Genomic DNA, 17,630 nt, shown 5'->3' on the forward strand with positions numbered 1-17,630 from the left:
GGGACAGACCCTACTGACCCGGGGCGGGGGTGTCGGACACCGGAAGCACGTCGGCGGACACCGGGAGAACATCGGCGGAGACAGGGAGCACGTCGGCGTCGAAGCAGGTGCGGGCGCCCGTGTGGCAGGCCGCGCCGACCTGGTCGACCTGGACGAGGACGGTGTCCGCGTCGCAGTCCAGGGCCACGGACTTCACATACTGGAAGTGCCCGGAGGTGTCGCCCTTGACCCAGTACTCCTGCCTGCTGCGCGACCAGTAGGTGCAGCGGCCCGTCGTCAGGGTGCGGTGCAGCGCCTCGTCGTCCATCCAGCCGAGCATCAGCACCTCGCCGGTGTCGTACTGCTGGGCGATGGCGGGGACCAGGCCGTCGGCGCTGCGCCTGAGGCGGGCGGCGATCCTGGGGTCGAGGCTGCTGGCCTTGGGTGATGCGCTCATGGGGCCATTGTGCCGCCCGCGTGGCGGCTGCCCGGCGGACGTCCACTGTGCGGACCGGCCACCCGGTCGTAGGCTGGCCGCATGTCGACCCATGCCAAGCGTGAACGGCTTCTGCTCGCTGATCTGCTGGAGGCGGCGGGACCGGACGCTCCGACCCTCTGCGACGGCTGGCGCACCCGTGATCTCGCGGCCCACGTGGTGGTGCGCGAGCGGCGTGCGGACGCCGCCGGCGGAATCCTGATCAAGCAGCTCGCCGCCCGCCTGGAGCGGGTGCAGGCCGAGTTCGCCGCCAAGCCGTACGAGGAGCTGATCCAGCTGATCCGTACGGGACCGCCGCGGTTCTCGCCCTTCAACCTGAAGCAGGTCGACGAGGCGTCGAACGCGGTGGAGTTCTACGTCCACACGGAGGACGTGCGCCGGGCGCAGCCGGACTGGACGCCGCGGGAGCTCGACCCGGTGTTCTCCGACGCCCTGTGGTCGCGTCTCGAGCGCCTCGCCCGGGTCGTCGGGCGCAAGGCGCCGGTGGGTCTGGTGCTGCGGCGGCCCGACGGGCAGACGGCGGTGGCGCACCGCGGCACGCCGGTCGTCACGGCGACGGGCGAGCCGTCGGAACTGCTCCTTTTCGCCTTCGGCCGCCAAGAGGCGGCGGACGTGGACCTTGACGGCGAGAAGGACGCAATCGCGCGGCTGCACGAGACGAAGCAGTTGGGGCTCTGAGGGGCTGCGGCCGCCTCGGTCCCTGACGGGCCGCGGCCGCTCCCCGGAGCGGGGAGCGGCCGCGGGGCCGCTCGTCGGGTGCCGATGTCGGCGTCGGCGGTCTGCCACGGCGGGCGCGAGGTGCACCGAGGTGCACGAGGTGCACCGAGGTGCACCGAGGGCAGGTGCGCCTGCCCGGTCACCTCCGGGGCGGCTGGTACGCCTGCCGGGGCAGCCGGTACGCCTACCGGGGCGGCTGGTCCTGGTCCCTGCCGAACTGGTCCTTCAGCTTGTCCTGAGCGGTGTCGACCTGGCTGCTGTACTTGCCCTGGGTCTTGTCGTCGACAAAGTCACCGGCCTTGTCGACGCCCTTCCCGGCCTGGTCCTCGTGACCCTTGAGCATCTGCTTCAGCTTGTCCATCACAGACATAGCCGGCCTCCTTGCTTTCGTCGGTCACCTCCAGCATGGGCTCCGCGCCCGCTCCGCGCATCCGCACGCCCCGCAGCCGCCACACCCCCACCAGGGCTCACGTCCGCCGCCGCGCTGCGCGCCCGATGTCCCTGGACGAGACTGTGCTCGGCGTCTCTCCAGTCCAGCTGCCGCCTGCGCAAAAGGCCAGGCCCCGGCCACCGCAAGGTGAACCGGGGCCCCACCCCTCCGCGAACCGTGCCGGAGGCCTACCGCACAGGACTCCCCGCCCCCCGCAACGCCCCCTTCACCTCGCCGATGCGCAGATCGCCGAAGTGGAAGACGGAAGCCGCGAGCACCGCGTCCGCGCCCGCTGCGACGGCGGGCGGGAAGTGGGCGAGGCGGCCCGCGCCGCCCGAGGCGATGACGGGGACCGTGACGTGCTTGCGGACGGCTTCGATCATCTCGATGTCGTAGCCGTCCTTCGTGCCGTCGGCGTCCATCGAGTTGAGCAGGATCTCACCGGCGCCGAGCTCGGCCGCCCGGTGCGCCCACTCGACGGCGTCGATCCCGGCCGACTTCCGGCCGCCGTGGGTGGTGACCTCGAAACCCGACGAGGAGCCGGGCGTGCGCCGGGCGTCCACGGAGAGGACCAGGACCTGCCGTCCGAAGCGCTCCGCGATCTCCCGGATCAGGTCGGGGCGTGCGATGGCCGCGGTGTTCACGCCCACCTTGTCGGCGCCCGCGCGCAGCAGCTTGTCGACGTCGTCGGCCGTGCGGACGCCGCCGCCGACGGTGAGCGGGATGAAGACCTGCTCGGCGGTGCGGCGCACCACGTCGTACGTCGTCTCGCGGTCGCCGGAGGACGCGGTGATGTCCAGGAACGTCAGCTCGTCGGCGCCCTCGGCGTCGTACACCTTCGCCATCTCGACGGGGTCGCCCGCGTCGCGCAGGTTCTGGAAGTTGACGCCCTTGACGACCCGGCCGTTGTCGACGTCGAGGCAGGGGATGACCCGCACGGCCAGCGTCATGCGAGGTCTCCTCGGAAGGCTTCCAGCTCCACTTCGACCAGGATGCGCGAGTCGACGAACCCGGAGACGACCGCCATGGTCATCACGGGCCGCACGGAGTCGAAGACCTCCTTGTGCGCCCGGCCCACGTCGTCGACGTCGCGCGCGTGGGTGAGGAGCAGCCGAACGGCGATCACGGACTCGGGGCCGAGCCCGAACTCGGCGATCGCCGCCAGCGCGTTGGCCAGGGCCACCCGCGCCTGCTCGTAGGGGTCGCCCTCGCCGTACAGGATGTCGCCCTGGAAGGAGGTGGTGCCCCCGACGACGACCCGGTCGCCCGCCGCGACGGCCCGGGAGAAGCCGAAGGCGTCCTCCCAGGGGCTGCCGCTCTGCACCCGCTGTACGCCGCCGCTCATGATCGCACTGCCTCGAGAGCCGCTTCCAGCGTGAACGCCTCGGCGTACAGCGCCTTGCCCACGATCGCGCCCTCCACGCCCTGCGGCACGAGCTCGGCGATGGCCCGCAGGTCGTCCAGGGACGAGACGCCGCCGGAGGCGACGACCGGGCGGTCCGTGGCCGCGCACACGTTCCGCAGGAGTTCCAGGTTCGGGCCCTGGAGGGTGCCGTCCTTGGCGATGTCGGTGACCACGTAGCGCGCGCAGCCCTCGGCGTTGAGGCGCTCCAGGGTCTCGTACAGGTCGCCGCCGTCACGGGTCCAGCCGCGGCCGCGCAGCGTGGTGCCGCGCACGTCGAGGCCGACCGCGATCTTGTCGCCGTGCTCGGCGATGACCTTGGCGACCCACTCGGGGGTCTCCAGGGCCGCGGTGCCGAGGTTGACGCGGGTGCAGCCGGTGGCGAGGGCCGCGGCGAGGGTGTCATCGTCGCGGATACCGCCGGACAGCTCCACCTTGATGTCCATGGCGGCCGTGACCTCGGCGATCAGGGCGCGATTGTCGCCGGTGCCGAACGCGGCGTCCAGATCGACCAGGTGCAGCCACTCGGCGCCCGACCGCTGCCAGGCGAGGGCCGCCTCCAGCGGGGAGCCGTAGGAGGTCTCCGAGCCGGACTCGCCGTGGACGAGGCGTACGGCCTGGCCGTCGCGGACGTCGACGGCGGGAAGGAGTTCGAGGGTGCTCACAGGGTTCCGATCCAGTTGGTGAGGAGCTGGGCGCCGGCGTCGCCGGACTTCTCGGGGTGGAACTGGGTGGCCCACAGGGCGCCGTTCTCGACGGCCGCGACGAAGGGCTCGCCGTGCGTGGACCAGGTGACCTTGGGGGCGCGCATGACGGGGTTCGCCGTCTCGAGGGACCAGTCGTGGACCGCGTACGAGTGCACGAAGTAGTAGCGCTCGTCCGGGTCGAGGCCCTTGAACAGTTCGGAGTCGGCGGGCGCGGTCACCGTGTTCCAGCCCATGTGGGGCACGATGTCGGCCTTGAGGGGCTCGACGGAGCCGGGCCACTCGTCCAGGCCCTCGGTCTCGACGCCGTGCTCGATGCCGCGTGCGAAGAGGATCTGCATGCCGACGCAGATCCCCATGACGGGGCGCCCCCCGGACAGGCGGCGGCCGACGATCCAGTCGCCGCGCGCGTCCTTGAGCCCCTGCATGCAGGCGGCGAAGGCGCCGACTCCCGGGACGAGGAGTCCGTCGGCGTTCATGGCCGCGTCGAAGTCACTGGTGATCTCCACGTCGGCGCCCGCGCGCGCGAGGGCGCGCTCGGCCGAGCGGACGTTGCCGAAGCCGTAGTCGAGGACGACGACCTTCTTCGCGGCTCTGGAGGAGTGCGAGGAGCCGGAGGTGCTCAATTCCACACCTCCAGGCGGACGATGCCCGCGATCAGGCACATCCCGGCGGCGACCGAGAGCAGCGTGATGACGCTCTTGGACTGCTTCTGCTTGGCGAAGGAGTAGACGCCGCCGAGCAGGAAGAGCCCCACGAAGAGCAGCAGGGTGGAGATGCCGTTCATGGCTAGAGCGCGCCCTTCGTGGAGGGGAGGATGCCGACCGCGCGCGGGTCGCGCTCGGCGGCGTACCGCAGCGCGCGGGCCAGGGCCTTGAACTGGCACTCCACGATGTGGTGGGCGTTGCGGCCGTAGGGCACGTGGATGTGCAGCGCGATCTGGGCCTGCGCCACGAAGGACTCGAAGATGTGCCGGGTCATCGTCGTGTCGTACGTACCGATCATCGGCGCCATGTTCTCGGGCTCGGTGTGCACCAGGTAGGGGCGCCCCGAGAGGTCGACGGTCACCTGGGCGAGCGACTCGTCGAGCGGCACCGTGCAGTTGCCGAAGCGGTAGATGCCGACCTTGTCGCCGAGCGCCTGCCTGAAGGCGGCGCCGAGGGCCAGGGCGGTGTCCTCGATCGTGTGGTGCGTGTCGATGTGCAGATCGCCGTCGGTCTTGACCGTGAGGTCGAACAGGCCGTGCCGGCCGAGCTGGTCCAGCATGTGGTCGTAGAAGCCGACTCCGGTCGCCACATCGACCTTGCCGGTGCCGTCGAGGTCGATCTCGACGACGACCGATGTCTCCTTGGTGGTCCGCTCGACCCTGCCTACGCGGCTCATGCGTCCTGCTCCTTCTTCAGTGCGCGTACCGCATCGAGGAACGCGTCGTTTTCGGCGGGGGTTCCCGCGGTGACGCGCAGCCACCCCGGCACTCCGTTGTCCCGGACCAGGACGCCCCGGTCGAGGATCTTCCGCCAGGTCCCGTGGGCGTCGGCGAACCGCCCGAACTGTACGAAGTTGGCGTCCGACTCGGTCACCTCGTAGCCGAGTGCCCGCAACTCGCCGACCAGGCGGTCGCGCTCGGCCTTGAGGCGCTCCACGTAGCCCAGGAGCGTATCGGTGTGCTCCAGGGCGGCGAGGGCGGTGGCCTGGGTGACGGCCGAAAGGTGGTACGGAAGGCGCACCAGCTGGACGGCGTCGACGACCGCCGGGTGCGCGGCGAGATAGCCGAGGCGCAGTCCGGCCGCGCCAAAGGCCTTGGACATGGTGCGCGAGACGACGAGGTGCGGCCGGCCCGCGAGGAGCGGGAGCAGCGACTCGCCGTGGCTGAACTCCACGTACGCCTCGTCGACGACCACGACGGACGGCTTGGCGGCCTGCGCGGCGTCGTACAGCGAGACCACCGTGTCCGCCGAGACCGCGTTGCCCGTGGGGTTGTTGGGCGTGGTGATGAAGACGACGTCCGGGGCGTGCTCCGCGACAGCCGCGATGGCCGCCTCGGTGTCGATGGTGAAGTCGTCGCGCCGGGGTCCGGAGATCCAGCCCGTGCCCGTGCCGCGCGCGATCAGGGCGTGCATCGAGTACGAGGGTTCGAAGCCGATCGCGGTGCGGCCGGGGCCGCCGAAGGTCTGCAGGAGCTGCTGGATGACCTCGTTGGAGCCGTTGGCCGCCCACACGTTGGTGAGCGTGACCTCGTGGCTGCCGGTTCGCGTCAGATACTCGGCGAGCCGTGTGCGCAGCTCCACCGCCTCCCGGTCGGGGTAGCGGTTCAGGTCACGGGCGGCCTCGCGCACGCGCTCGGCGATCCGTTCGACGAGCGGCTCGGGGAGCGGGTAGGGGTTCTCGTTGGTGTTCAGGCGTACGGGTACGTCGAGCTGGGGCGCCCCGTAGGGGGACTTGCCGCGCAGCTCGTCGCGGACGGGCAGGTCGTCGATCCCGAGGTCGGTCCCGGGCGCGCTGTTCCTCCCCGGTCCGGTCTCGCTGCCGGGCGCGCCGTTCCTCCCCGGTCCGGTGTCGCTCCCGGGCGCGCTGCTCTTCTCCGGTCCTGTGTCGCTCACTGGCCCGGCACCTCCGGCAGCTCCGGCAGCTCCGGCAGCTTCCAGCCGAACCTCGCCTTGACGGCCGCGCCGTGCGCGGGCAGGTCCTCCGCCTCCGCGAGGGTCACCACGTGGTGGGCGACGTCGGCGAGGGCCTCGCGGGTGTAGTCCACGATGTGGATGCCGCGCAGGAAGGACTGGACGGACAGGCCCGAGGAGTGGCACGCGCAGCCGCCCGTCGGCAGCACGTGGTTGGAGCCCGCGCAGTAGTCGCCGAGGGAGACCGGCGCCCAGGGGCCCACGAAGATCGCGCCCGCGTTCGTGACCCGCTCGGCGAGCGCGGCGGCGTCCCGGGTCTGGATCTCCAGGTGCTCGGCGCCGTACGCGTCGACGACGCGCAGGCCCTCCTCCAGGCTGTCGACGAGCACGATCGCGGACTGCCTGCCCGCGAGGGCGGGGGCGATCCGGTCCTCGACGTGCTTGGTGGCGGCGACCTGCGGTTCCAGCTCCTCGGCGACGGCGTCGGCGAGGGCGGCGGAGTCCGTGACCAGGACGGCGGCGGCCAGCGGGTCGTGCTCGGCCTGGCTGATCAGGTCGGCGGCGACGTGCGCCGGGTCGGCGGTGTCGTCGGCGAGGACCGCGATCTCGGTGGGCCCGGCCTCGGTGTCGATGCCGATGCGACCCGTGAAGTAGCGCTTGGCGGCGGCGACCCAGATGTTGCCGGGGCCCGTGACCATGTTGGCGGGGGCGCACTCGGCCGTGCCGTACGCGAACATCGCGACGGCCTGGGCGCCGCCGACCGCGTACACCTCGTCGATACCGAGCAGCGCGCAGGCCGCGAGGATCGTCGGGTGCGGCAGGCCCCCGCAGTCGGCCTGCGGCGGGGACGCGAGCGCCATGGAGGGGACACCGGCCTCCTGCGCGGGCACCGCGTTCATGATCACGGAGGAGGGGTAGACGGAGCGCCCGCCCGGCGCGTACAGACCGACGCGCTCGACCGGCACCCACTTCTCGGTGACGGAGCCGCCGGGGACGACCTGCGTAGTGTGCGGGGTGCGGCGCTGGGCGCGGTGGACGGCGCGGGCGCGGCGGACGGACTCCTCCAGGGCCGCGCGGACGTCCGGGTCGAGGCCTTCGAGGGCCTCGGCGAGGGCGGCGGCGGGCACCCGGACCCGCTCCAGCTTCACCCCGTCGAACTTCTCCGCGTACTCGATCAGCGCCGCGTCGCCACGATGATGCACGTCCTCGCAGATCGGCCGCACCTTCTCCAGGGCGGCCGCGACGTCGAAGTCGGCACGGGGCAGCAGGGCGCGCAGAGCGGAACCCGACGGAAACTCCGTGAGGGCATCGCCGCGCAGATCGATTCGAGAGATCACATGGCCAATTCTCGCAGACCGCCGAACACGGCCGGTCGCCCGTATCAATGGCTGATACGCGTCGCACGGACGCGGGTGGACTGGCCTGCGAATTAACGGGAGCCCGCGTTCACCACTAGCGTTCAGGCGGTCACACAGCGGGCATGAACAGGTGTACGAGGCATGCGCGCACCGCGGACGGTCAACGGGAGGACATCAGCAGTGGTCGACGACACCGGCATCGGGGACCCGCCGGACGGGCTGACCGCCGCGGAGATCGGCATGTGGCAGGCGTTCCGCAACGGCAGCGTGTACGACCTCAGGTCAGGGGACACCGCCGTGGACGACCCGCACGGCGGCCACCCCTGGGGCCCCGAGCGGAGCGTGCGGGCGCGGATCGTGTGCTGGCTGCTCCTGGACGGGCCGCCCGCGCTGTCGGGGCGGGTGTCGGCCCTGAAGCTCGCCGGGGTGCAGATCACGGACGTGCTGGACCTGGCGGGCGGCACGGTCGTGCCGTACACGGAGCTGAAGGGCTGCCGCTTCGAGAAGGAGGTGCTGCTGCCCGAGGCGCGCTTCACCACGCTGCGGATGGTCGACTGCTCCATCCCGCGCCTGGAGGCGGCCCGCCTGCACACCGAGGGTGATCTGCATCTGCCGCGCTGCCGCATCCACAACGGCATGCGGCTCACGGACGCCCACATCGGCACGGACCTGCTGCTCAACCAGGCCGTCGTCTACCGCGACCGGCGCGCCCGCTCGATCATGGGCGACGGCATGACGGTCGGCCAGGACCTCCAGGCCGAGATGCTGGAGTCGCACGGCGAGCTGAGCCTGCGCGGCGCCAAGGTCGGCGTCAGCCTGAGCCTGCGCGGCAGCCGCCTCGCCAACCCCTACGGCCGCCGCGCCCTGAACGCCCCCCAGCTCACCGTCGAGCGCACGCTCTATCTGACCCCGGCTGGCGTCGGCAATCCGCCGCAGACCAGCGGCACGACGCCCGCGCGCGGGACCCGGGTGCAGCGCTTCGAGTGCGAGGGCGGCGTCCGGCTCGACGACGGGCGCTTCGGCGACGCGGTGGATTTCGGCCAGGCCCGATTCGTCCTCCAGAGCGACCAGGAGGTGTCGCTGCGCCGCGTCCAGACGCCCGAGCTGCGCTTCCTCTCCGAGGCGCCCCGGCGCGGGAAGATCGTCCTGTCCGGCGCCCGGGTGGTCAACCTGATGGACCGGGCGTCGAGCTGGCCGGGGCCGGGCGCCCTCCAGATGGGCGGCTTCACGTACGAGAACCTGATCCCGCAGGGCAGCTTCCCGCTGTCGCGGCGGTTGCAGTGGGTGACGGCGGCCACCGCCGAGTACAACCCCGAGCCTTACGAGAAGCTCGCCACCGTCCTGCGCAACGGCGGGGAGGACGCCGACGCCCGCGAGGTGCTGCTCGCCAAGCAGCGCCGCCGCCGCGAGACGCTCCCCCCGGCGGCCAAGCTGTGGGGGTACGCGCAGGACTGGACGGTCGCCTACGGCTACCGCCCCGGCCGGGCCGCGCTGTGGATGGCGGTCCTGTGGGCGGTCAGCGCCGTCGCCTTCTCCCGGGCGGACCACCCTCCCCTCAAACCCGGCGAACACCCCAACTGGAACCCTTCCCTCTTCGCCCTCGACCTGCTGCTGCCCGTCATCAACCTCGGCCAGGACACCTACTGGCAGCTCCGCGGCGGCTGGCAGTGGCTGGCGGCGTGCCTGATCCTCAGCGGCTGGATCCTGGCGACGACGGTGGCGGCGGGGGCGACACGACTGCTGCGCAGGTCCTGACGGGTTCCGGGCCGTGCCAGGCACCCTTCGGGCAGCGCCGAGCACCCTTCGGGCCCGCGCCGACATGTTTCAGCCCGTCCGGCGTTTGAGGACGAGGCCGAAGGCCGACAGGGGGAAAGGGGCGAAGCCCCATCAGTCCATCGCAGCCGAACCGTTCGCAGCCGAACCGTTACCAAGCGCAGGACAACCATCGCCCCCACCCACCCGTCAACACACGCGACCAGCAACAGCACCGCACCGCACCGCACCGCACCAAACCGCACTGCACAGTGCAGCGAGTGCAGCGCAGCACCGCACCGTTCCCGGACCACGAACGGACGACGAACGCAACCCGGGCGTGAAGGGGGAAGCCAGATGCCGCTCCTGCGCGCCCTGATCCGTACCGCCCGCATGGTGCGGCACACCCCGCGCCTGGCCGCCGGCCTCCCCCCGGACGACGAGGTGCTGCTCGACGTGCCGGACGACCGCCTGGGCCCGGCCCTCGTCGCCGCGGGCCGCGGCGACCACGGCCCGGCGGCCAAGCTCCTCGCCACCACCCGCGAGGCCGCCGAGTGGGAGAACCGCGACCGGTACGCGACGCGCCTCGCCGCGTTCGCCCGCTCCCGCGCCGAGTGGTTCGACGACTGGCTCTCCACCGCCCCGCACGACCCGGACGCGCTCCTGCTCAAGGCCGAGCTCGCGGTGGTCCGCGGCTGGGAGTCGCCCGCCCGCGCGGACCTGCTGCGCGAGGCGAGCCCGCTGCTCACCGCCGCCGCCGAGGCCGACCCCAGGGACCCGGTGCCGTGGCGCATCGCGCTGGACCACGCCCGCGGCACGCACGCCTCGCACACGGAGTTCGAGGAGCTGTGGGCCCAGGCGGTGCGCCGCTCCTCGTACCACTACGGCTGCCACGCCTCGGCCCTGATGTACCTGTCGGCGAACTGGTACGGCTCGCACACCGAGTGCTTCGCCTTCGCCGAGCGGGCGGCGGCGGACGCCCTGCCGGGATCGCTGATACAGGCCCTGCCGGTGCGGGCGGCGTTCGCCTATCTGACCAGCGCGGCCGGGAACCTGCCGCGGGAGCGCCTGGACAAGGCGGCCGACCTGGCGATCGCGCTGTCCGGCGAGTACGCGGCCTGCGACCCCTGGCCCGCCGAGGTCCGCAACCTCCTCACCCATGTCCTGATCCGGCTCGAACGCTGGCACGACGCGCTCGACCAGCTCCGCCTGATCGGCCCGTACGCGACGTCGTTCCCCTGGGACCGGCTCTCCGACGACCCCCTCGGACAGTTCCTGGAGCTGCGGGACGGGGTGCGGATAGAGGTGGCCGCGCGGACACCGCTGCGGGACCGGCGCGGGCGGGCGGACGGCGGGAGTCCCGGCGGCCGTTAGGCTTTCGGATCGTGACGACCGTCCGGCTTCCGCTCTTCCCGCTCAACTCGGTGCTGTTCCCGGGGCTGGTGCTGCCCCTGAACATCTTCGAGGAGCGCTATCGCGCCATGATGCGCGAACTCCTGAAGGTTCCCGACGAGGAGCAGCGGCAGTTCGCCGTGGTGGCGATCCGGGACGGCAGGGAGGTCGCGCCGAGCGCCCCAGGCCTCCCCGACCAGACCGCGCAGCCCGCACAGGGGCCCGCCGCCGGCTTCGGCGACGACCCGCTGCGCGCCTTCCACGAGGTGGGCTGCGTCGCGGACGCGGCGACCATCCGTGAGCGCGAGGACGGCGGCTTCGAGGTCCTCGCCACCGGCACCACCCGGGTCCGGCTACGCTCGGTGGACGCCTCGGGACCGTTCCTGACCGCCGAACTCGAACCGCTGGAGGAGAAGCCGGGCGAGGAGGCGGGCGCACTCGCCGAGGGCGTGCTGCGGGCCTTCCGCTCGTACCAGAAGCGGCTCGCGGGCGCCCGGGAGCGCTCCTTGTCGTCGGGCACCGAGCTGCCCGACGACCCGTCGGTGGTGTCGTACCTGGTCGCGGCCGCCGCCGTCCTCGACACCCCCACCAAGCAGCGGCTCCTCGAAGCGGACGACACCGCTTCCCGGCTGCGCGACGAGCTGACCGTGCTGCGCGCCGAGACCGCGATCATCCGCAATCTGCCGTCGTTGCCCGCGACGGAACTGACGCGCGGCACGACCAGCCTCAACTGATACGTGAGGCGGCCTCAACTGATACGTGAGGCGGCCCCGACCGACCCACGAGGCAGCGCCGAGCGACCCCACCGGGCCGGGAAGAACTGCCCCACCGGACCGGGATGAACTGACTCACCGGACCGGGAAGAACCGACCCACCGGGCCGGGAAGAACCGACCCACCGGGCCAGGAAGAACCGACCTACGAAGCCGGGAAGTGACGAGCAGCGTGGCGAAGAAGCAGAAGAAGACGCAGGCGGGCGGCACTCCCGCGACGGTCGCCCTGACCCGCGCGGGCACCGCCTTCACCCTGCACTCCTACGACCACGACCCCGCGCACCCCAGCTACGGCCAGGAGGCCGCGGAGGCGATGGGCGTCTCGCCGGACCGGGTCTTCAAGACACTGGTCGCCGACGTCGACGGGGAGCTGACCGTGGCGGTCGTGCCGGTGGCCGGGACGCTGAACCTGAAGGCCCTGGCCACGGCGGTGGGCGGCAAGCGCGCGACGATGGCGGACCCGGCCGCGGCCGAGCGCACCACCGGCTACGTCCGCGGCGGCATCTCACCCCTCGGCCAGCGCAAGCAGCTCCGCACGGTCCTCGACGACTCGGCCGACGGCCACGCGACGATCTGTGTCTCGGCGGGCCGCCGCGGCCTGGAGGTGGAGCTGTCCCCCGCCGACCTGGCGGCGCTCACCGGCGCGGTGCTCGCGCCGATCGGGCGTGAATGAACCCTCGACGGGACCCCGGTCCTCGACTAGGACCACTCCCATGTCGAAGAAGACGCGCAAGCGGAAGTGGCGGATCAAAAAGGGCAAGGCCAACCACGGCAGACGCCCTGCCTGAGGCCCCCGAGCCCGCCGGGACAGGTGGCGGCTACCGCTCCGGTGCTCCGTACGGGTCGCGGTAGCCGTCGTCGTACGAGGAGAGGGGCTCGGGGTCCCTCGGCCCGAAGAGGCCCGTCAGGGCCAGCTGGACCACCATGGCGGCGACCGGCCACGCGAGCAGCACACCCTTGGCCTTCAGCTCCATGGGCGCGTCGAAGACGACGCCCTGCCCCACGGACTTGGCGTGCGCCACCACGTCCGTCTCGGGCCCGGCCCACACGCCCACCTTCCAGGCGAGCACGGCGCCGAGCAGGGAGCCCGCCGCGAGACCCACGACGAGCGGGATGCCGCCGCGCCTGCGCACCAGGAACACCACGAGCGCGGCGACGACCCCGAACGCGAGCCCGAGCAGCGTGAACGTTCCGTCGACCCCGATGGCCTGCTCGCCCTCGGTGTCCTTGAGGAACACCGCCTTGTCGTCGGCGATCAGCGGCACGCGCGGCGCCAGCCACAGCCACAGGAGCCCGAGCAGCACGCCGGAGGCGGCCACCGCGACCGCGATCACCGCGGCGTCCCGCAGCTCGGTCCTCATGCCGGGGCCGTCCTCCTCGTGCGCCTGCTCGGGCACGGGCCCCGCGGCCCGCGCGGGTTCCTGCCACGGGTCGCTGTCGTCGGGCTTGCCGTGCGGTGGCTGGGGAGGGTTAAGCGGTGCGGTCACGCACACATGGTGCCAGCTCCGCCTGTGCGCCGCGCCACCGGACGGCGGATCCGGGTCAGCGGACGGCCGCCCGCCGGTAGGCCCAGGTGGCGACGGCCAGCGAGGCGACGCCGACGCCCGCGCACACCGCGAGGTCGAGGGCGACCGCGCCCCAGTCGGGGTCGGGACCGAAGGTGCGGGCGAGGGCCTCCACGCCGTACGTGGACGGCAGCAGGTCGCGCGCGTACTGCAGCAGCTCCGGCATCCGCTCGGCCGGGAGCACACCCAGCAGCAGCGCCGCGGACATGCCCATCTGCCCGAGCAGGGTGGCCAGTTCGGGCCGCGGCGCGAGCAGGCCGAGCGCCGCACCGAGCCCGGCGAGCGCGGCGCCGGAGAGCGGGATCACCGCGGCTAGCACCCACAGGTGAGTCAGCGGGAGCCCGAAGAGACCGCAGCCGACGACGGCCGTGACGATGGTGCCGGGCACCGTGAAGGACGCGTACGCGGCGGCGGCGCCGAGGACGACGGCGGCGGGCGGCACCGGCAGGGTGGCGTAGTGGTCGAGGCCGCCGTCGCCGCGGAGCTGGCCGAAGTACTGGGCGAGCAGGTTCAGCGCGACGAACGCGACCACGAGGACGGAGGAACCGGCCACGACGGCGTGCGCCTCACCGCCGCCGTCCACCACGCCCCGCATCAGGATCATGATCCCGACGGACTGGAACGTGGCGACGAAGAGCAGCGGGATCCGCGCCACCCGGGCGCGGGACAGCTGCGCCCGGTAGACCGCGGCCAGGGCCGGCAGGAGCCGCGCCCGCGCCCCGAGCGGCGCCGCGGCGTCCGGCACCCGCACGGCACCCTCCTCGGCGCGCACGACGGCTTCCAGGGGAACGGCACTCAACGGACAACCTTCCTGCCGACGTCCTGACGCTTACGCATGGGCTGACACGGAGCACACCCATGAGCCACACGGCCACCCTGCCCCGCAAGGCCGACCGGACGGACACAGCCGCCCCGCCCCGCAAGGCCGAGCCCCGCCCGCACCGTCCGTACTCCGCCGTCCCGGTTCCGGGCAACGGGTGGGCGGGTGGGAGACATCCGCCGCGCAGCGGCGGCACAGAAAAACCCACCACAACCGAAGCCAGAGCCAGAACCGGAGCCAGAACCGTAGCCAGAACCAGCACCAGAGCCGGAACCGATCACACCTTCACCAGCCCATCTCCACCGCGCCCGCCAAGGGCAAGATAAACATCCTCCAGGCTGGGAGTGGCCAGAGTGAAATCGTCCAGGGCGGCAAAGGCGCCCCCGCCAGTAACCGCGGCGACGGCCGCCCGAGCCTCCTCAGGCGCGAGCCGCAGCGTCCACTTGCGCCCGGACTCGACAGCCGAGGACCGCAGCGCGGCGACCTCCGGCACGTCGACGGGCGCCCGCTCGCGCCACATCAGCTCGACCCGGACCTCCCCGGCGACCTGCTCCTTGAGCCCGCCGGGAGTGTCGCAGGCGATGACCCGGCCGTGGTCGAGCACGGCGACCCGGTCGAGCACCGTCTCGGCCTCGATGACGTTGTGGGTGACGAGCAGGACCGTCGTACCGCGCTCGGCCCGACGCCGGTCGACCGCGCCCCACACGGCGCGCCGCGCCACCGGGTCCATGCCGGTGGTCGGCTCGTCGAGCACGAGCAGCTGCCGCTCCCCCACCAGGGCGGTGGCGAAGCAGGCGAGCCTGCGCTGCCCGCCGGAGAGCTTCTTCAGGGGCCGTCCCGCCAGGTCGGTGAGGCCGAGCTCCGCGAGGACGTCGTCGCGCTCGGTCCGCGCGCGGGCGGCGTCGAGCCCGCGCAGGCGCGCGGTCGTCTCGACGGCGAGGGAGACGGTGAGCTCGTCCAGGGCGGTGGACTCCTGCCCCAGGTAGGCGAGCAGCCGTGCGGCCCGCTCGGGGTGGCGCACGATGTCGTGGCCGAGCACGCGCACGCTGCCGCTGTCGGGCCGCATCAGGCCGGTGAGCTGGCGTACGAGGGTGGACTTGCCGGCACCGTTGGGCCCGAGGAGGCCGAAGATCTCACCGCGGCCGACCTCGATGCCGAGGCCGTCGCTGGCCCGCACCTCGGGCGTCGCGGGCCTGCCGCGGCGGCCGCGGGCGGCGGGATAGACCTTGACGAGGTCGCGCACCACGCAGACGGCATCGCTGCCGTATCCCTGCCGGAGCCCTTGCCGGACCGCCCCTGTCGCGCGCGTACTCACGAAGGACGAGACTACGGGGTCCGATGTCCGGTATGGCGCCCGGGGCCGCCGTCGCGCCCCCTCACTCCCCCATCGGGCCGTGCTCGGCGGCGGTCCGCACATCGATCTCGCGCCAGAAGCCCGCCCGGATCGCGTACCGGTCGTGCTCGTCGATCTGGTCGTCCTTGTGGGCGAGGAGGCCGAAGCGGGCCGCGTACCGGAGCAGTTCGCCGTCCACGCGGTGCGGGATGCGCGGGTACATCGTGGCGAGCTTGTGGAGGTTGTGCTGCTCGGGCAGGCGACCCAGCCAGCGGCGGGCGAAGACCTGGCCGACCTCGAAGGGGTCGCCGCCGACGGTGGTGATGTCCTCCTCCCGGTCGGCCCAGCGCTGCTCGGCCGTGGTGAGCTGGGCGAGGGTGGGCAGGGCCGCGGCCTCGGGGGGCTCGGTGGGCGTGCCGGGGCGGTCCACCCAGCCCTTGTCGGAGGACCAGCGCAGGGTCGCGTTCGCCGGTTCCTTCGCGGGCTGCGCGCCGGGGCCGCGCAGCGCCGCCAGGTCCTTGGGGGTGGGCACGCCCTTGGCGGCCGGGATCCGCTCGCCGTTCTGCTGCCCGGGGGACGCGGTGGCCGGGTGGTGCGGGGGCGCGGGCGGGCGGGCCTGGTCGGCGCCGGTGGCGAGCGCGGACTCGGGCAGCGGCGCGGAGAGGATCGCGGCGATCTCCGGGCGCGGGGCGGGCGTCGGCGCGCAGACCCCGGTCAGCTCCTTGGCCTGGACGGCCTTGGTGATCCAGGTGCGGTCCAGGACGCGGCGCTCGTCGGCCTCGGCGACCAGGTCCTCGGACTGGTTGTAGTCGCCGTCGGCGGCCTGCACGGCCCAGAGGTGGACGGCGACGCCGTGTTCCTTGGCGGCCATCATGCCGGGCAGCAGATCGCCGTCACCGGTGACGAGGACGACGTCGGAACAGGCGCGGTTGCGGGCCAGCTCGGTCAGCTCGGCGTGCATGGCGGCGTCCACGCCCTTCTGCGCCCAGCGTCCGTCGCTGCGGGTCAGGGCGCCCAGGCGGACGGTGACGCGGGGCATCACGCGCAGTCTGCGGTGCTCCGGCTGGGGTACGCGGTCGGGGGCGCCGTCGAACCAGTAGATCCGCAGCAGGGGGCGCTCGGTGTCGGACTCGGCGCGCTCGCGCAGGCCCTGGATCAGGGCGGCGTGATCGACGGTGATCCTGGACCGGGACGGCTCTCCCGCGAGGAGGCTCGCGGCGGCTCCCAGCAGATACCCGGCGTCCACCAGGACGATGCAGCGGTCCACGCGATCCACCCTCTTTCCCTGGATTCCTGAAGGTGCCCGAAGGTCCCACAGATCCCGGGCGGGGACCTGGAGATTCAAAGGATCGGGAGATCCGGCGGATCCTGGAGGTTACTTCGGGTTTCCTTCGAGTCTGCCCGACCTCGGGGAGGTTAACGGCCCGAACTCGATCTTCGGCGTGGCGTATCGGCTCTGTACCCGCCGACAGGCCTGATGACTCACGGTAATTATCCGAAATGCACCATTCGCACACTTATGTGAGTCTGATCGCGTCATGGCCCCCGGATCCCCCTCAGGAGGAAGATCACCATGGCCAAGAACAAGAATCGCGACCGCAACCAGCAGCAGAAGGGCGCCCAGGCCGCCGAGCGCGGCCAGGAGGAGGCCCAGAAGTCTGCCATGGAGGCGCAGGCCCAGCCGCAGGCCCAGGCCCAGGGCAGCCCTGCGGATGTTGCCCGTAAGCACCAGCGTCGCTTCGGCCACAACTGACGCGAGTACGGATACACCTCAGGGGCGCACCCGCATCGGGTGCGCCCCTGAGCCGCGCCGCGCTCCGGAGGTTCAGCCCGCCAGGCAGGACGGGCCGAGCAGCACCTTGAGGTCGCCGAAGAGCGCCGGGTCGGGCTTCACCCGGTGCCGGTCGAGCCGGAGCACAGTGGTCTTCTGGGCGCCCTGGAGCTTGATCCGCACCTCGCTGTTGCCGCGGTGGTGGCTGAGGATCTCGCCGAGGCGGGTGACCATCGGCGGGCTCACCTTCACCGTCGGGATGGTGATCAGGACGGGGGCGTTGGTCCCGGCGTTGGACAGGTCGGGGACCTGCATCTCCATGGCGACGAGGCGGGGCACGTCCTCACGCTTGTCGAGCCGGCCCTTGACGAACACCACCGCGTCCTCGACCAGTTGCGTCGACACCAGCTGATACGTCGCCGGGAAGAACATGCACTCGATGGAACCGGCGAGGTCCTCCACCGTCGCGATCGCCCACGCGTTGCCCTGCTTGGTCATCTTCCGCTGCAACCCCGAGATGA

General features: G+C 72.5%; 22 protein-coding genes. 7 read left to right on the forward strand and 15 right to left on the reverse strand.

The genetic code is table 11. The features are described 5' to 3' along the window. Positions 1 to 10: 10 nt before the first annotated feature. Positions 11 to 436, reverse strand: coding sequence for a phosphoribosyl-AMP cyclohydrolase (hisI, locus tag GPA10_RS20390; protein WP_157166703.1), 426 nt, complete (start codon positions 434 to 436; stop codon positions 11 to 13). Positions 437 to 517: 81 nt separating this feature from the next. Here hisI and GPA10_RS20395 point away from each other — a divergent pair, with 81 nt between their 5' ends. After that, the gene (locus GPA10_RS20395) at positions 518 to 1,153 is read left to right on the forward strand and encodes a TIGR03085 family metal-binding protein (protein ID WP_157166704.1); all 636 of its coding nucleotides are present in this window, start codon (positions 518 to 520) and stop codon (positions 1,151 to 1,153) included. A gap of 223 nt (positions 1,154 to 1,376) precedes the next feature. Here the strand turns inward: GPA10_RS20395 and GPA10_RS20400 are convergent, their stop codons facing one another. From GPA10_RS20400 to hisD, 9 genes are all read right to left on the reverse strand, one after another. Continuing rightward, a complete protein-coding gene (locus GPA10_RS20400; RefSeq protein ID WP_157166705.1) occupies positions 1,377 to 1,562 on the reverse strand; it encodes an antitoxin in 186 nt (61 codons plus the stop codon). Between the two features lie 248 nt (positions 1,563 to 1,810). After that, positions 1,811 to 2,572, reverse strand: coding sequence for an imidazole glycerol phosphate synthase subunit HisF (gene hisF, locus GPA10_RS20405; protein ID WP_157166706.1), 762 nt, complete (start codon positions 2,570 to 2,572; stop codon positions 1,811 to 1,813). Further along, on the reverse strand, positions 2,569 to 2,967 hold the full coding sequence (locus GPA10_RS20410; protein ID WP_157166707.1) for a Rid family hydrolase: 399 nt from the start codon (positions 2,965 to 2,967) through the stop codon (positions 2,569 to 2,571). The genes hisF and GPA10_RS20410 overlap by 4 nt, the downstream gene beginning before the upstream one ends. After that, entirely contained in the window at positions 2,964 to 3,689 is a 726-nt protein-coding gene (priA, locus tag GPA10_RS20415; RefSeq protein WP_343041137.1) for a bifunctional 1-(5-phosphoribosyl)-5-((5-phosphoribosylamino)methylideneamino)imidazole-4-carboxamide isomerase/phosphoribosylanthranilate isomerase PriA, read from the reverse strand. Before priA ends, GPA10_RS20410 begins: the two co-directional genes overlap by 4 nt. Further along, positions 3,686 to 4,354 carry an imidazole glycerol phosphate synthase subunit HisH gene (hisH, locus tag GPA10_RS20420; protein WP_058851686.1) on the reverse strand — a complete coding sequence of 223 codons (669 nt, stop codon included), beginning with the start codon at positions 4,352 to 4,354 and terminating at the stop codon, positions 3,686 to 3,688. The genes priA and hisH overlap by 4 nt, the downstream gene beginning before the upstream one ends. Further along, the gene (locus GPA10_RS41735) at positions 4,351 to 4,515 is read right to left on the reverse strand and encodes a hypothetical protein (RefSeq protein ID WP_030564456.1); all 165 of its coding nucleotides are present in this window, start codon (positions 4,513 to 4,515) and stop codon (positions 4,351 to 4,353) included. Before GPA10_RS41735 ends, hisH begins: the two co-directional genes overlap by 4 nt. Positions 4,516 to 4,517: 2 nt before the next feature. Further along, entirely contained in the window at positions 4,518 to 5,111 is a 594-nt protein-coding gene (hisB, locus tag GPA10_RS20425) for an imidazoleglycerol-phosphate dehydratase HisB (protein WP_157166708.1), read from the reverse strand. Further along, complete coding sequence (locus GPA10_RS20430; RefSeq protein ID WP_343041145.1) at positions 5,108 to 6,205, reverse strand: histidinol-phosphate transaminase; 1,098 nt, start codon at positions 6,203 to 6,205, stop codon at positions 5,108 to 5,110. Before GPA10_RS20430 ends, hisB begins: the two co-directional genes overlap by 4 nt. Before the next feature lie 119 nt (positions 6,206 to 6,324). Then, positions 6,325 to 7,683, reverse strand: coding sequence for a histidinol dehydrogenase (gene hisD, locus GPA10_RS20435; RefSeq protein ID WP_343041138.1), 1,359 nt, complete (start codon positions 7,681 to 7,683; stop codon positions 6,325 to 6,327). A 162-nt stretch (positions 7,684 to 7,845) separates the two neighbouring features. Between hisD and GPA10_RS20440 the strand changes: the two genes are divergently transcribed. From GPA10_RS20440 to GPA10_RS44280, 5 genes are all read left to right on the forward strand, one after another. Next, a complete protein-coding gene (locus tag GPA10_RS20440) occupies positions 7,846 to 9,459 on the forward strand; it encodes an oxidoreductase (protein WP_157166710.1) in 1,614 nt (537 codons plus the stop codon). A gap of 354 nt (positions 9,460 to 9,813) precedes the next feature. Then, the gene (locus GPA10_RS20445; RefSeq protein ID WP_157166711.1) at positions 9,814 to 10,830 is read left to right on the forward strand and encodes a hypothetical protein; all 1,017 of its coding nucleotides are present in this window, start codon (positions 9,814 to 9,816) and stop codon (positions 10,828 to 10,830) included. A gap of 11 nt (positions 10,831 to 10,841) precedes the next feature. Next, entirely contained in the window at positions 10,842 to 11,582 is a 741-nt protein-coding gene (locus tag GPA10_RS20450) for an LON peptidase substrate-binding domain-containing protein (protein ID WP_058851691.1), read from the forward strand. Between the two features lie 210 nt (positions 11,583 to 11,792). Continuing rightward, the gene (gene ybaK / locus GPA10_RS20455; RefSeq protein ID WP_343041146.1) at positions 11,793 to 12,293 is read left to right on the forward strand and encodes a Cys-tRNA(Pro) deacylase; all 501 of its coding nucleotides are present in this window, start codon (positions 11,793 to 11,795) and stop codon (positions 12,291 to 12,293) included. Positions 12,294 to 12,333: 40 nt separating this feature from the next. After that, positions 12,334 to 12,408 (forward strand): hypothetical protein, encoded by a 75-nt coding sequence (locus GPA10_RS44280; protein ID WP_465270599.1) that lies wholly within the window; start codon positions 12,334 to 12,336, stop codon positions 12,406 to 12,408. 30 nt (positions 12,409 to 12,438) lie between these two features. Here GPA10_RS44280 and GPA10_RS20460 read toward each other — a convergent pair whose 3' ends face one another. From GPA10_RS20460 to GPA10_RS20475, 4 genes are all read right to left on the reverse strand, one after another. Then, entirely contained in the window at positions 12,439 to 13,107 is a 669-nt protein-coding gene (locus GPA10_RS20460; RefSeq protein WP_343041139.1) for a DUF2567 domain-containing protein, read from the reverse strand. A gap of 55 nt (positions 13,108 to 13,162) precedes the next feature. Next, positions 13,163 to 13,984, reverse strand: a complete 822-nt coding sequence (locus GPA10_RS20465; protein WP_058851692.1) for an ABC transporter permease — start codon at positions 13,982 to 13,984, stop codon at positions 13,163 to 13,165. A gap of 298 nt (positions 13,985 to 14,282) precedes the next feature. Further along, a complete protein-coding gene (locus GPA10_RS20470) occupies positions 14,283 to 15,320 on the reverse strand; it encodes an ABC transporter ATP-binding protein (protein WP_079086960.1) in 1,038 nt (345 codons plus the stop codon). 61 nt (positions 15,321 to 15,381) lie between these two features. Further along, on the reverse strand, positions 15,382 to 16,605 hold the full coding sequence (locus GPA10_RS20475) for an NYN domain-containing protein (protein WP_343041140.1): 1,224 nt from the start codon (positions 16,603 to 16,605) through the stop codon (positions 15,382 to 15,384). A 306-nt stretch (positions 16,606 to 16,911) separates the two neighbouring features. Between GPA10_RS20475 and GPA10_RS20480 the strand changes: the two genes are divergently transcribed. After that, on the forward strand, positions 16,912 to 17,091 hold the full coding sequence (locus GPA10_RS20480; RefSeq protein ID WP_058851695.1) for a hypothetical protein: 180 nt from the start codon (positions 16,912 to 16,914) through the stop codon (positions 17,089 to 17,091). Positions 17,092 to 17,163: 72 nt separating this feature from the next. Here the strand turns inward: GPA10_RS20480 and GPA10_RS20485 are convergent. Further along, positions 17,164 to 17,630 (reverse strand): OB-fold nucleic acid binding domain-containing protein (locus GPA10_RS20485; RefSeq protein WP_246259463.1); only part of this gene is annotated, 467 nt, incomplete at its 5' end.

This window comes from Streptomyces typhae, assembly GCF_009755605.1.
GTDB lineage: Bacteria > Actinomycetota > Actinomycetes > Streptomycetales > Streptomycetaceae > Streptomyces > Streptomyces typhae.